Raw genomic sequence first — 12734 nt, 5'->3', positions numbered from 1 at the left:
CCGGGTTCACCGCGTCGGTGATCCTCGCGGCGCTGCTGTCGATGGCGGTCCAGGGCTTCTCGCCGGTGGTATCGGGGGCGCGGGGAACTGCGCGACCAGCCACAGACCACCCGCACCCGCCAGCGCTAGGCCCTCCCCCACGGCGCTCGCGCGACCCTCCGCATCAACCACCACCGCCGCCACCCCGTGACCCGATCCGCGAACACCCGCCCCTCCACGTGATCGCACTCATGCTGAAGGCACCGCGCGAAGAACCCGGTCCCATGCACCCGCACCCGCTCCCCCGTCGCCGTGAACCCCTCGACCACCGCGTGGTCGTACCGCTCCGTCCCGGCCTCAAGACCCGGCAGCGACAGACATCCCTCCGGCCCCCGCACCACCACACCGTCCGCCTCCACCAAATGTGGGTTCACCACATGTCCCAGGTGACGTACGTCATCGTCGTCCGGGCAGTCGTAGACGAAGACCCGTACCCCCTCCCCCACCTGATTCGCGGCCAGACCGACCCCCTGGGCGGCGTACATCGTGGCGAACAAGTCCTCCACCAAGCGGGCGAGTTCGGGGCCGAAATCGGTGACTTCGGTGCAGGGTGTGTGAAGGATCGGGTCACCGAGCAGAGTGAGGGGCCGGACGCGCCCGTGGGCACCCGGAATCGAACCGTGTCGCATGATCGAAGGGTACGGTTCGTTCGGTTCACGCCCGCCGCGCAGGCGCAGGCCGCGATTCGGGCAGGTGAGTGTTGCTCGATAGGCTGAGTCCACACCGTTGCCGTAAGGCGTTCGGCGCGGCGCGTACGCAAGGAGGATCGGGAACTGATGGCAGGGAACTCGGACCCGCTCACGCCGCGGGCCAAGCTCGCCGTGACCGCGGGAAAGGCGGTCGCGGCGGCGTCGCGCGCCGCGGGGCGCGGCAGCGGATCGGTGATCGGCGGCAAGGTGGCCCTCAAACTCGACCCCGACCTCCTCGCCCGGCTCGCCCAGAGCCTGGACGTGACCCTGGTCTCGGCGACCAACGGCAAGACCACCACCACCCGGCTGATCGCCGAGGCGCTGCGCGCGGCCGGACCGGTCGTCTCCAACGCGCTGGGCGCCAACATGCCCGCCGGGATCACCTCGGCGCTGGCCGGGCGCTCGGACGCCAAGTTCGGTGTCATCGAGGTCGACGAGAAGTATCTCGCCGGGGTCGCCCGGGACACCGACCCCAAGTGCATCGCCCTGCTGAACCTCTCCCGCGATCAGCTCGACCGGGCCGCCGAGACCCGGATGCTGGCCGAGAACTGGCGGGAGGGCCTCGCCGGGTCGAAGGCCGTGGTCGTGGCCAACGCCGACGACCCGCTGGTGGTGTGGGCGGCCTCGTCCTCGCCGAACGTCATCTGGGTCGCCGTCGGGCAGATGTGGAAGGACGACGCCTGGTCCTGCCCGTCCTGCGGCGGTGTGATGCAGCGCCCCGGCGACGACTGGTTCTGCGGTCAGTGCGGTTTCCGCCGCCCGGTGCCGACCTGGGCGCTCTCCGGCGACCACGTCCTCGACCCGCACGGCCAGGCATGGCCGATCCACCTCCAGCTGCCGGGCCGCGCCAACAAGGCCAACGCGGCGACCTCCGCCGCCGTCGCCGCCGTGTTCGGGGTGCCGCCGCAGGTCGCGCTGGAGCGGATGTACCAGGTGCAGGCGGTGGCCGGCCGGTACGACGTCGTCCACTTCATGAACCGTGAGCTGCGGCTGCTGCTGGCGAAGAACCCGGCTGGCTGGCTGGAGACGTTCTCGCTGATCGACCCGCCGCCCACGCCGGTGATCCTCTCGGTGAACGCGCGCGGTGCCGACGGCACGGACACCTCCTGGCTGTGGGACGTGGACTACACCCGGCTGACCGGCCACCCGATCTTCGTGGTCGGCGACCGGCGGCTCGACCTCGCGGTCCGCCTCGAGGTCGCCAACCAGCAGTTCCAGGTCTGCGAGACCGTCGACCAGGCGGTGCAGCTGGCCCCGCCCGGCCGGATCGAGGTCATCGCGAACTACACCGCCTTCCAGGACCTGCGCCGCCGCGTCGGCAACTGAGCGCACCGGGAACGCGACGCACCACGGACACCGCGCACCACGAACGCAGAGCATCACGAACGCAGCGCACCGAGCACAGGGGACGATCACTTTCATGAGCGACAACAGCCTCCGGATCGTCTGGATCTATCCGGACCTGCTCAGCACCTACGGCGACCAGGGCAATGTCCTCGTCGTGGAGCGCCGGGCGCGGCAGCGCGGGCTGGACGTGGCCCGGCTGGACGTGCGCAGCGACCAGCCGATCCCCACGTCCGGCGACATCTATCTGATCGGCGGCGGTGAGGACCGTCCGCAGCGGCTGGCGGCCGAGCGGCTGCGCCGGGACGGCGGACTGCACCGGGCGGTGGCCAACGGGGCGATCGTGTTCTCGGTGTGCGCGGGCTACCAGATCCTCGGGCACGAGTTCATCAACGACCTCGGCCAGCGCGAGCCGGGTCTCGGGCTGCTCGACGTGGTGTCCACGCGCGGCGAGGGCGAGCGGTGCGTCGGCGACGTGCTCGGCGACATCGACCCGCGGCTCGGGCTGCCGCCGCTGACCGGCTTCGAGAACCACCAGGGCGTCACCCACCTGGGCCCCACCGCCCGCCCGCTGGCCCGGGTCCGGTTCGGCAACGGCAACGGCACGGGCGACGGCACGGAGGGCGCGTTCAACGACACGGTCTTCGGCACCTACATGCACGGTCCGGTGCTGGCCCGCAATCCGCTGATCGCCGATCTGCTGCTGAAGCTGGCGCTCGATGTGAACGCGCTGCCGCCGACCGACGACCGCTGGTACGAGGCGCTGCGCAACGAGCGGATCGCTTCCGCACAGCAGCAGACCGCGTAGCCGGGCCTGTCACCAGCCCGTCTGACGGGGTGTCCGCACAGGTGAGCGGGGTCGTCCAGCTGTCGGACGCAGGGTGGGGCGGGGCCCCGGTGTGCCGCTAGGGTGGCGGGGATCGAGCCGGACAGCGCGGTCCGGACCCGGCCCACGTCGAGAAGGTATTTCGGGCTATGCGCATTGGTGTCCTCACGTCCGGCGGCGACTGCCCCGGCCTGAACGCCGTCATCCGGTCCGTCGTGCACCGTGCCGTCGTCGACCACGGCGACGAGGTCATCGGATTCCGGGACGGCTGGAAAGGTCTCCTGGAGGGCGACTACCTCAAGCTCGACCTGGACGCCGTGGCCGGCATCCTGACCCGCGGCGGCACCATCCTCGGCTCCTCCCGGGTCCGCCCCGAGCATCTGCGCGACGGTGTGCAGCGCGCCAAGGGGCATGTCGCCGAGCTGGGGCTCGACGCCATCATCCCGATCGGCGGTGAGGGCACGCTCAAGGCGGCCCGGCTGCTGTCCGACGGCGGACTGCCCATAGTCGGGGTCCCGAAGACCATCGACAACGACATCGCGGTCACCGATGTGACCTTCGGTTTCGACACCGCGGTGACCGTCGCCACGGAGGCGCTCGACCGGCTGAAGACCACCGCCGAGTCGCACCAGCGGGTGCTGATCGTGGAGGTCATGGGACGGCACACCGGGTGGATCGCGCTGCACTCCGGGATGGCGGCCGGGGCGCACGCCGTGGTCGTGCCGGAGCGGCCGTTCGACATCGAGGAGCTGACCGCGAAGGTCGGCGCCCGGTTCGCGGCGGGCAAGCGGTTCGCGATCGTGGTCGTCGCGGAGGGGGCGAAGCCGCGGCCCGGGTCCATGGCGTTCGACGAGGGCGGCACGGACATCTACGGGCACGAGCGGTTCGCGGGGGTCGCCCGGCAGCTGTCCATCGAGCTGGAGGCGCGACTCGGCAAGGAGGCACGGCCGGTGATCCTCGGGCATGTGCAGCGCGGTGGTACTCCGACGGCCTATGACCGGGTGCTGGCGACGCGGTTCGGTTGGCATGCGGTGGAGGCGGCGCATCGGGGGGAGTTCGGGATGATGACCGCGCTCAAGGGGACCGAGATCGTGATGGTTCCGTTGGGGGAGGCCGTGGAGACGTTGAAGACGGTGCCGGAAGATCGGTACGACGAGGCGGAGTGCGTGCTTTAGGTACGTCGGCGGGTGCGGGTGCGTCCTGGCTGGTCGCGCAGTTCCTCCCCCAGAGGGGGCACCCCCAGCGCCCCTAGACACCCACCCCCCGCCGCCAAGGTCATCCGGCGCGGTTCTACTCTGTGGGCGGACGTTTTCGTACATCCCCCACGAATCAGGAGCCGGGCATGGAGCACAGCGGGCACGGCATGGAGATGGATCTGGCGCCGTTCACGCTGGGGCGTGGGCTGGAGTGGTCGCCCGATCCGTTCTTCCTCGTGGCGTGTCTGGTGGGGCTCGGGCTGTACGGGTGGGGGGTCCTGCGGCTGACCCGGCGCGGGGACAAGTGGCCGGTCGGGCGGACCGTGGCGTTCGCCGTCGGGGTGCTGAGCATCATGCTGGTGATGTGCACCAAGCTGAATGACTACGGCATGGTCATGTTCAGCGTGCACATGGTGCAGCACATGGTCATCAGTATGCTGTCGCCGATCCTGATCCTGCTGGGCGCGCCGATCACGCTGGCGCTGCGCGCGCTGCCGCCCGCCGGGCGGGGCCGCAAGGGGCCGCGTGAGCTGCTGCTGGCGGTGCTGCACAGCCGGTACATGCGGATCGTGACCCACCCGGTGTTCACCATCCCGCTGTTCATCGCCTCGCTGTACGGGCTGTACTTCACGCCGCTGTTCGACTTCCTGATGGAGTCCAAGCCGGGGCACATCGCGATGATGGTGCACTTCCTCGCGGTCGGTCTGGTGTTCTTCTGGCCGATCATGGGCATCGACCCGGGCCCGCACCGGCCGGGCTATCTGATGCGGATGCTGGAGCTGTTCGCGGGCATGCCCTTCCACGCCTTCTTCGGTATCGCGCTGATGATGGCGTCCGAGCCGATGGTGGGCACGTACGCGAATCCGCCCGGCTCGCTCGGGATCGACGCGCTGTCGGACCAGAACGCGGCGGGGGGGATCGCCTGGGCGTTCAGTGAGATCCCGTCGGTGCTGGTGCTGATCGCGCTGATCTTCCAGTGGTACGCCTCCGACCAGCGGCAGGCCAAGCGCCAGGACCGGGCCGCCGACCGGGACGGGGACAAGGAGCTGGCGGAGTACAACGCCTATCTGGCCTCGCTGCACGCCCGAAGCCGCTGACTCGGGGCACCATGGAGGGACCGAACCATGAGGAGGGTGGCGCGATGCCCGGTTCCACGGACGGTTCCACGAAGACGATGGGAGTGCTCACCGTCGGCGGTCTTGTCGCGGTGACGGCGTACTCGGTGACGCTCGGTTCCAATGGCTGGCTGTGGTTCGGCTGGGTGGTGCTGGGGCTGATCACGCTGGGGATGGTGGCCACCAAGGGGTGACAGGGGTGACAGGGGTGAGCGGGCCGGGGTCTGGTCAGGTCAGGCCCGGTGCGGGGTGTACGCCCGGCTGGTACTTGGGCAGCCGGGCGGTGATCTTCATTCCGGCGCCGGGGGCGGTCTCGATCACCAGGCCGTGGTCGTCGCCGTAGACCTGGCGGAGCCGGTCGTCGACGTTGGACAGGCCGATGCCGCCGGACGGGCTGACCTCACCGGCGAGGATGCGGTGCAGCGCGGCGGGGTCCATGCCCGCGCCGTCGTCCTCGATGACGACCAGGGCCTCCTGCCCGGCGTCCTGGGCGGTGATGCTGATCCGGCATTTGGTGGCGCGCTCTTCGAGGCCGTGTTTGACGGCGTTCTCCACCAGGGGCTGGAGGCAGAGGAAGGGCAGGGCGACCGGCAGGACCTCGGGGGCGATCTGGAGGGTGACGGCGAGCCGGTCGCCGAACCGGGCGCGGGCCAGCGACAGGTACTGGTCGATGGCGTGCAGTTCGTCGGCGAGGGTGGTGAAGTCGCCGCGCTTGCGGAACGAGTAGCGGGTGAAGTCGGCGAACTCCAGCAGCAGCTCACGGGCGTGCTCGGGGTCGGTGCGCACGAACGAGGCGATCACCGCGAGCGAGTTGAAGATGAAGTGCGGGGAGATCTGGGCACGCAGGGCCTTGATCTCGGCCTCGATCAGCCGGGTGCGGGACTGGTCGAGATCGGCCAGTTCCAGCTGGACGGAGACCCAGCGGGCGACCTCCCCGGCGGCCCGGACGAGGACGGCGGACTCCCGGGGTGCGCAGGCGACCAGCGCCCCGTGCACCCGTTCGTCGACGGTGAGGGGGGCGACGACCGCCCAGCGGACCGGGCAGTCGGGGGCGTCGCAGACCAGGGGGAAGGCTTCGCCGCGGCCGGTGTCCAGGGGTCCGGCGAGCCGCTCCATGATCTCGGCGCGGTGGTGGCCGCCGACGCCGTCCCAGGTGAGCACCTGGCTGGTGTCGGTGAGGCAGAGGGCGTCGGTGCCGAGCAGGGTGCGCAGACGGCGGGCGGAGCGGCGCGCGGTCTCCTCGGTGAGCCCGGCCCGCAGCGGCGGGGCGGCGAGGGACGCGGTGTGCAGGGTCTGGAACGTGGCGTGTTCCAGGGGGGTGCCGAGCCCGGCGAGGCTGTCGGGGCGGGCCGTGCGTCTGCCGAACCAGAAACCGGCGGCGAGCAGCGGCAGTACGGCGACACACAGTCCGGCGACGAATCCGCTCACACCCTCACCTCACGTGTCGGGGCATGGCCCTGGTTCAGATCTTCCGGAAGATGGAAGCGGGCGAGGATCGCGGCCGTTCCGGCGGGCACCCGGCCGGGGGTGGCGAGGGAGACCAGGATCATGGTGAGGAAGCCGAACGGGACGGACCAGACGGCGGGCCAGGCGAGCAGGGTGTGCAGCCAGCCGGTGCCGGGCAGCCCGGCCATGGTGGTGGTGACGGCGAGGAAGGCGGAGCCGCCGCCGATGAGCATCCCGGCCGCCGCGCCGTGCGGGGTGAGGCGGCGCCACCAGATGCCGAGGACCAGCAGCGGGCAGAACGAGGACGCGGAGACGGCGAAGGCGAGGCCGACGGCGTCGGCCACGGGCAGCCCGCCGACCAGGACGCTCGCGGCGAGCGGCGGGGCCATGGCGAGGACGGTGCCGAGCCGGAAGTGGCGTACGCCCCGGGTGGGCAGGACGTCCTGGGTGAGGACCCCGGCGACGGCCATGGTGAGGCCGGACGCGGTGGACAGGAACGCGGCGAAGGCGCCCCCGGCGATCAGCGCGCCGAGGAGATCCCCGCCGAGACCGCCGATGACCCGTTCCGGGAGCAGCAGGACGACGGCGTCGGCGTCTCCGCTGAGGGTGAGTTCGGGGGCGTAGATCCGGCCGAGGGCGCCGTAGACCGGGGGCAGCAGATAGAAGCCGCCGATCAGGGCGAGGACGGCGACGGTGGTGCGGCGGGCGGCGACGCCGTGCGGGCTGGTGTAGAAGCGGACGACGACATGGGGCAGGCCCATGGTGCCGAGGAAGGTGGCGAGGATCAGCCCGTAGGTGGCGTAGAGGGGGCGTTCCTCGCGGCCGTCGGCGAACGAGGTGGACAGGCCGCCGCCCGCGTCGCGCTGGGCGGCGGGGACCGGGTCGCCCGGGGTGAAGGTGAGGCGGGTGCCGCCCTCGACACGGTGGGTGCCGGTGTCCAGGGTGACCGGGGTGGAGCGGTGGTCACGGCCGTCGACGGTGCCGTCCACGGTGACGGTGAGCGGGCGGTCGAGGCGGAGGTCGAGGGTGCTGTCGACGGTGACCGCGCGCTGGTCGCGGAAGGCGCCGGGTTCGTCGAAGGCGTGCAGGGGAGCGCCGTCGCTCTGCCAGGCCAGCGCCAGGAACAGGGCGGGGACGAGGAGGGCGGTCAGCTTGAGCCAGTACTGGAACGCCTGGACGAAGGTGATGCTGCGCATCCCGCCGGCCGCGACGGTCGCGGTGACGACGACGGCGACGATGATCCCGCCGAGGGAGGCGGGGGCGCCGGTGACGACGGCCAGGGTGAGTCCGGCGCTCTGGAGCTGGGGCAGCAGATACAGCCAGCCGACGCCGACCACGAACGCCCCGGCGAGCCGCCGTACGGCCTGGGAGGCGAGCCGGGCCTCGGCGAAGTCGGGCAGCGTGTAGGCGCCGGAGCGGCGCAGCGGGGCGGCGACGAACAGCAGCAGGACCAGGTATCCGGCGGTGTAGCCGACCGGGTACCAGAGCATGTCGGGGCCCTGGACGAGGACGAGTCCGGCGATGCCGAGGAAGGAGGCGGCGGAGAGGTACTCGCCGCTGATGGCGGCGGCGTTCAGCCGGGGGCCCACGGTGCGGGAGGCGACGTAGAAGTCGGAGGTGGTCCGGGATATGCGCAGCCCGAACGCGCCGACGAGCACGGTCGCGACGACGACGAGGGCGACGGCGGTGACGGTGTACCCGGAGTTCATGTCGGCCCCCCGGCCTCAGCGGTCCTCATCGGTCCTCAGCGGTCCTCTACGGTCCTCATCGGTCCTCGGTCGTCCTCTACGGTCCTCGGTGGTCCTCAACGGTCCTCGACGAGCCGTACGAAGTCGCGTTCGTTGCGTTCGGCGCGGCGGACGTACCAGCGGGCCAGCAGGATGAGCGGGACGTAGACGCCGAAGCCGAGGACGGCCCATTCCAGGCGGGCGTCGGGGGCGACGGCGAACAGCAGCGGCAGCGGGGCGACGAGCAGGGCGAGGACGGCGAACACGGCGAGCGCGGCGCGCAGCTGGCTGCGCATGAGGGAGCGGACGTAGGTGTGGCCGAGGGTGGTCTGTTCGTCGATCTCGGTGCGGGGGCGGTAGTAGCCGGTGCGGCGGCCGGTGCGGCGGGGCGGGCCGGTGACGACGGTCCGGCGTTCGGTGGGCTCGGGGGGCATACTCAGGACCTCCGGAGCGGGGCGTCGGGGATGGCGGGCACCGTCAGGTCCTCCTCATCAGCAGATCGCGCAGTTCACGGGCGTGGCGGCGGCTGACCTGGAGTTCCTCGGCGCCGACCACCACACTGACCGTGCCCGCGTCGAGCCGGAGTTCCCCGACATGGCGCAGGGCGACGAGATGGCGGCGGTGGATGCGGACGAACCCGCGCGAGCGCCAGCGCTCCTCAAGGGTGGAGACCGGGATGCGGACCAGATGGCTGCCCTTGGCGGTGTGCAGCCGGGCGTAGTCGCCCTGCGCCTCGACATGGGTGATGTCGTCGACGGCGACGAAGCGGGTGATACCGCCCAGCTCGACGGGGATGTGGTCGGGGTCGGGCTCGTGCACCGGGATGCGCGGGGCGGCGGCCTGGTCGGGGGCGCGCAGTTCGGCGGCCCGGCGCACCGCTTCGGCGAGGCGCTCCCTGCGGACGGGTTTCAGGATGTAGTCGACGGCCTTGAGGTCGAACGCCTGCACGGCGAAGTCCTCGTGCGCGGTGACGAAGACGACCAGCGGGGGCCGGGCGAAGCCGGTGAGCAGCCGGGCGAGGTCGAGTCCGTCCAGGCCGGGCATGTTGATGTCGAGGAACACCACGTCGATGGCCTCGGCGCCGTTCGGACCGCACTCCAGGGCGCGGTTGATCCGGCGCAGCGCCTCGGTCGCGTCGCCCGCGCCCTCGGCGGTGCCGATCCGCGGGTCCGCGTTCAGCAGGTACACCAGCTCCTCCAGGGAGGGCCGTTCGTCGTCGACAGCCAGGGCGCGCAGCATGAACGTGGAGTCTAAAAGGAATCCGCACGCCTGCACATGTGCCGGGCACAAGCCATTGGGCTGGCTAGAGTGCCCGCATGAACAGCGGCCCGGCATCGGTCTTCGACGCACTCGACCGGAAGATCATCACCGCTCTGATGGCCAACGCGAGGACCAGCTTCGCGGAGATCGGCACGGAGATCGGGCTGTCGTCGACGGCGGTCAAACGGCGGGTGGACCGGCTGCGGGAGACGGGGGTGATCACCGGGTTCACGGCGACCGTGACCCCGGCGGCGCTGGGCTGGCGGACCGAGGCGTATGTCGAGGTGTACTGCGAGGGCGCGGCGCCGCCGCGGCGGCTGGCGGAGGTGGTGCGCAACCATCCGGAGATCGCCGCCGCGATGACGGTGACCGGCGGGGCGGACGCGCTGCTGCATGTCAGGGCACGGGACGTGGGCCATTTCGAGGAGGTGCTGGAGCGGATCCGCACCGAGCCGTTCATCCGGAAGACGATCAGTGTGATGGTGCTGTCGCATCTGATCCCGGAGTCCCCGGAGGCGGGCGCGACCCAGGCGGCACCACCGGCGCCACCAGCCTCGCAGGGCGTGGCGCGGCCCTGAGCGGGGGCGCCGGACACTCCCCCTGCCCTCACGCAACACTCCTGCGTGAAAGCTGATCAACACGCAGCGTTCCTGCGCCGACACGCAGCTCTCGTCGCTTGTCGCCCGTATCCGGTGTTTCTACCGTTGATGTCACCCCCGTCGTCGTCCCCACGACGTCATCGTCATCACGCAGGAAGCGGAGGCACCCCTCTGTGACCGACACCCGTGTGCCGCGCCGGCGGCGCTACCTCGTCTGCGAACCCAGACACTTCGCCGTGCAGTACGCGATCAACCCCTGGATGCATCCCGACGTCAAGGTCGACGTCGATCTGGCCCAGGAGCAGTGGCAGTCGCTGCTCGGCGCCTACCGGGCGCACGGCCACACCGTGGACGCCGTCGAGCCGGTCCCCGGGCTGCCCGACATGGTGTTCGCGGCGAACTCGGCGGTCGTCGTGGACGGCCGGGTCTTCGGCTCCCTGTTCCACGCGCCGGAGCGCCGCCCCGAGTCGACCCACTACGACAGCTGGTTCACCACGGCGGGCTACGACGTCCACCGTCCCGCGTCGGTCTGCGAGGGCGAGGGCGACCTCGTCTGGACGGGCCGGTACGTGCTGGCCGGGACCGGTTTCCGCACCACCCGTGACGCGCACCGCGAGGTGCAGGAGTTCTTCGGGCACCCGGTGATCAGCCTGACCCTGGTGGACCCGCACTTCTACCATCTCGACACGGCGCTGTTCGTGCTGGACGACGACAACATCGCGTACTACCCGGACGCCTTCTCGGCGGGCAGCCGTGAGGTGCTCCGCCGGCTCTACCCGGACGCGGTGGAGGCCACCCGCGCCGACGCGATGGTCTTCGGCCTGAACTCGGTGTCCGACGGCCGTCATGTCTTCATCGCCCCGCGCGCCGAGGCGCTCGCCGCCCGGCTGGACGCCCACGGCTATGTCCCCGTCCCCGTCGACCTGTCCGAGTTCCACAAGGCCGGCGGTGGCATCAAGTGCTGCACCCAGGAGATCCGCTGATGACCGCGACCGCCGGCACCGACCGCGCCGCAGCCCCCGCCCCCGACGCCCGTACGTCCGCCGAGCTGATCCGCGCCGAGGAGCCGGTCCTCGCGCACAACTACCATCCGCTGCCGGTGGTCGTCGCCGCCGCGGAGGGCGCCTGGGTGGAGGACGTCGAGGGCCGCCGCCTGCTGGACATGCTCGCCGGGTACTCGGCGCTGAACTTCGGCCACCGCCACCCGGCCCTGATCGAGGCCGCGCACCGCCAGCTCGACCGGCTCACCCTGACCTCCCGGGCCTTCCACAACGACCGGCTGGCCGAGTTCGCCGAGCGGCTGACCGCGCTGGTCGGCCAGGACATGATGCTGCCGATGAACACCGGCGCGGAAGCGGTGGAGAGCGGCATCAAGGTGGCCCGCAAATGGGCCTACGAGGTGAAGGGCGTCCCCGCCGACCAGGCGACGATCGTGGTGGCGTCCGACAACTTCCACGGCCGGACGACGACGATCGTCAGCTTCTCCACGGACGAGACCGCCCGCGCCGGCTTCGGCCCGTTCACCCCGGGCTTCCGGATCGTGCCGTACAACGACCTGGCCGCGCTGGAGGCGGCGGTCGACGCGACCACGGCGGCGGTCCTGATCGAGCCGATCCAGGGCGAGGCGGGGGTCGTCATCCCCGACGACGGCTATCTCACCGGGGTGCGCGAGCTGACCCGCCGGGCAGGCTGTCTCTTCATCGCCGACGAGATCCAGTCGGGCCTCGGCCGTACGGGGCGCACGCTGGCCGTCGACCATGAGGGCGTCGTCCCCGATGTCGTCCTGCTGGGCAAGGCGCTCGGCGGCGGGATCGTACCGGTGTCGGCGGTCGCCGGGAGCCGGGAGGTGCTCGGGGTGCTCAAGCCGGGCGAGCACGGCTCGACGTTCGGCGGCAACCCGCTGGCCGCCGCGGTCGGCACGGCCGTCGTGGAACTGCTGGAGACCGGCGAGTTCCAGCGCCGGGCCACGGAGGCGGGCGCGGTGCTGCGGGACGGCCTGACCGAGCTGGTCGGCCGGGGCGTGATCGGTTTCCGCTCCCGGGGACTGTGGGCGGGCGTCGACATCGACCCGTCGATCGGCACCGGCCGGGAGATCAGCGAGCGGCTGATGGCGGAGGGCATCCTGGTCAAGGACACCCACGGCTCGACCATCCGCCTGGCCCCACCGCTGACGATCACCGACACGGAGCTGCGCGCGGCGATCGAGACGCTGGGGAAGGTGCTGGAGGCGTAGGGGGCCGGGTACCGGGTGCCGAGTGGTAGGCCGGTCGGCGGCAGGGGGCGGCTCGGGGCACCGCCCCCGGACCCGACCGGCAGACGCCGCCACCGGGCCCGCGCCCGGCCGACGACCACCGCGGCGGCCACGTCACGCGGCCCGGCGCAGCCGCTCGCGCGGTCCGTTCGTACGCATCCGTTCCCGATCTCCGCGAGCGCGGTTCCCGGTGTCCGTGTCCCCGCCTACACTGATCGCTCCCCGGGGGAACACGAGGAGCG

Annotated in this window: 13 protein-coding genes; 8 read left to right on the top strand and 5 right to left on the bottom strand. The window is 71.6% G+C overall.

Annotation, left to right across the window (positions count from 1 at the left end):
- Positions 1 to 125 precede the first annotated feature (125 nt).
- Positions 126 to 668 (bottom strand): peptide deformylase, encoded by a 543-nt coding sequence (gene def, locus AB0D49_RS25080; protein ID WP_362761259.1) that lies wholly within the window; start codon positions 666 to 668, stop codon positions 126 to 128.
- A 147-nt stretch (positions 669 to 815) separates the two neighbouring features.
- Here def and AB0D49_RS25075 point away from each other — a divergent pair, with 147 nt between their 5' ends.
- From AB0D49_RS25075 to AB0D49_RS25055, 5 genes are all read left to right on the top strand, one after another.
- On the top strand, positions 816 to 2054 hold the full coding sequence (locus tag AB0D49_RS25075; RefSeq protein WP_362761257.1) for a MurT ligase domain-containing protein: 1239 nt from the start codon (positions 816 to 818) through the stop codon (positions 2052 to 2054).
- A gap of 94 nt (positions 2055 to 2148) precedes the next feature.
- On the top strand, positions 2149 to 2880 hold the full coding sequence (locus tag AB0D49_RS25070; protein ID WP_362761255.1) for a glutamine amidotransferase: 732 nt from the start codon (positions 2149 to 2151) through the stop codon (positions 2878 to 2880).
- 167 nt (positions 2881 to 3047) lie between these two features.
- A complete protein-coding gene (locus AB0D49_RS25065) occupies positions 3048 to 4073 on the top strand; it encodes a 6-phosphofructokinase (RefSeq protein WP_362761253.1) in 1026 nt (341 codons plus the stop codon).
- A 167-nt stretch (positions 4074 to 4240) separates the two neighbouring features.
- Positions 4241 to 5191: a cytochrome c oxidase assembly protein gene (locus AB0D49_RS25060; RefSeq protein ID WP_362761251.1), complete on the top strand. Its 951-nt coding sequence runs from the start codon at positions 4241 to 4243 to the stop codon at positions 5189 to 5191.
- A gap of 44 nt (positions 5192 to 5235) precedes the next feature.
- Positions 5236 to 5403: a hypothetical protein gene (locus AB0D49_RS25055; protein WP_362761249.1), complete on the top strand. Its 168-nt coding sequence runs from the start codon at positions 5236 to 5238 to the stop codon at positions 5401 to 5403.
- A gap of 34 nt (positions 5404 to 5437) precedes the next feature.
- Here the strand turns inward: AB0D49_RS25055 and AB0D49_RS25050 are convergent, their stop codons facing one another.
- The 4 genes from AB0D49_RS25050 to AB0D49_RS25035 form a co-directional block, all read right to left on the bottom strand.
- Entirely contained in the window at positions 5438 to 6637 is a 1200-nt protein-coding gene (locus tag AB0D49_RS25050; RefSeq protein ID WP_362761247.1) for a histidine kinase, read from the bottom strand.
- Positions 6634 to 8364 carry a cation acetate symporter gene (locus AB0D49_RS25045; RefSeq protein WP_362761246.1) on the bottom strand — a complete coding sequence of 577 codons (1731 nt, stop codon included), beginning with the start codon at positions 8362 to 8364 and terminating at the stop codon, positions 6634 to 6636. Before AB0D49_RS25045 ends, AB0D49_RS25050 begins: the two co-directional genes overlap by 4 nt.
- A 95-nt stretch (positions 8365 to 8459) precedes the next feature.
- Entirely contained in the window at positions 8460 to 8816 is a 357-nt protein-coding gene (locus tag AB0D49_RS25040) for a hypothetical protein (RefSeq protein ID WP_362761244.1), read from the bottom strand.
- Between the two features lie 43 nt (positions 8817 to 8859).
- Positions 8860 to 9621, bottom strand: a complete 762-nt coding sequence (locus AB0D49_RS25035; RefSeq protein WP_362761243.1) for a response regulator transcription factor — start codon at positions 9619 to 9621, stop codon at positions 8860 to 8862.
- 77 nt (positions 9622 to 9698) lie between these two features.
- On the opposite strand from AB0D49_RS25035, the gene AB0D49_RS25030 reads away from it, so the two are divergent.
- From AB0D49_RS25030 to rocD, 3 genes are all read left to right on the top strand, one after another.
- Positions 9699 to 10220, top strand: a complete 522-nt coding sequence (locus AB0D49_RS25030; protein ID WP_362761241.1) for an Lrp/AsnC family transcriptional regulator — start codon at positions 9699 to 9701, stop codon at positions 10218 to 10220.
- A 98-nt stretch (positions 10221 to 10318) separates the two neighbouring features.
- Complete coding sequence (ddaH, locus tag AB0D49_RS25025; protein WP_362761239.1) at positions 10319 to 11224, top strand: dimethylargininase; 906 nt, start codon at positions 10319 to 10321, stop codon at positions 11222 to 11224.
- Positions 11224 to 12474, top strand: a complete 1251-nt coding sequence (gene rocD / locus AB0D49_RS25020) for an ornithine--oxo-acid transaminase (RefSeq protein ID WP_362761237.1) — start codon at positions 11224 to 11226, stop codon at positions 12472 to 12474. Before ddaH ends, rocD begins: the two co-directional genes overlap by 1 nt.
- The last annotated feature ends 260 nt before the right edge of the window (positions 12475 to 12734 follow it).

This window comes from Streptomyces sp. NPDC048290, from assembly GCF_040652095.1.
GTDB lineage: Bacteria > Actinomycetota > Actinomycetes > Streptomycetales > Streptomycetaceae > Streptomyces.
Note: the sequence above shows the minus strand (reverse complement) of the source record. Positions and strands in the feature narration are given on the sequence as shown.

Bases quoted from the DNA above. Each gene is read 5' to 3' on its own strand.
- def (WP_362761259.1), bottom strand. From the start codon at position 668: ATGCGACACGGTTCGATTCCGGGTGCCCACGGGCGCGTCCGGCCCCTC.
- AB0D49_RS25075 (WP_362761257.1), top strand. From the start codon at position 816: ATGGCAGGGAACTCGGACCCGCTCACGCCGCGGGCCAAGCTCGCCGTG.
- AB0D49_RS25070 (WP_362761255.1), top strand. From the start codon at position 2,149: ATGAGCGACAACAGCCTCCGGATCGTCTGGATCTATCCGGACCTGCTC.
- AB0D49_RS25065 (WP_362761253.1), top strand. From the start codon at position 3,048: ATGCGCATTGGTGTCCTCACGTCCGGCGGCGACTGCCCCGGCCTGAAC.
- AB0D49_RS25060 (WP_362761251.1), top strand. From the start codon at position 4,241: ATGGAGCACAGCGGGCACGGCATGGAGATGGATCTGGCGCCGTTCACG.
- AB0D49_RS25055 (WP_362761249.1), top strand. From the start codon at position 5,236: ATGCCCGGTTCCACGGACGGTTCCACGAAGACGATGGGAGTGCTCACC.
- AB0D49_RS25045 (WP_362761246.1), bottom strand. From the start codon at position 8,364: ATGAACTCCGGGTACACCGTCACCGCCGTCGCCCTCGTCGTCGTCGCG.
- AB0D49_RS25040 (WP_362761244.1), bottom strand. From the start codon at position 8,816: ATGCCCCCCGAGCCCACCGAACGCCGGACCGTCGTCACCGGCCCGCCC.
- AB0D49_RS25035 (WP_362761243.1), bottom strand. From the start codon at position 9,621: ATGCTGCGCGCCCTGGCTGTCGACGACGAACGGCCCTCCCTGGAGGAG.
- AB0D49_RS25030 (WP_362761241.1), top strand. From the start codon at position 9,699: ATGAACAGCGGCCCGGCATCGGTCTTCGACGCACTCGACCGGAAGATC.
- rocD (WP_362761237.1), top strand. From the start codon at position 11,224: ATGACCGCGACCGCCGGCACCGACCGCGCCGCAGCCCCCGCCCCCGAC.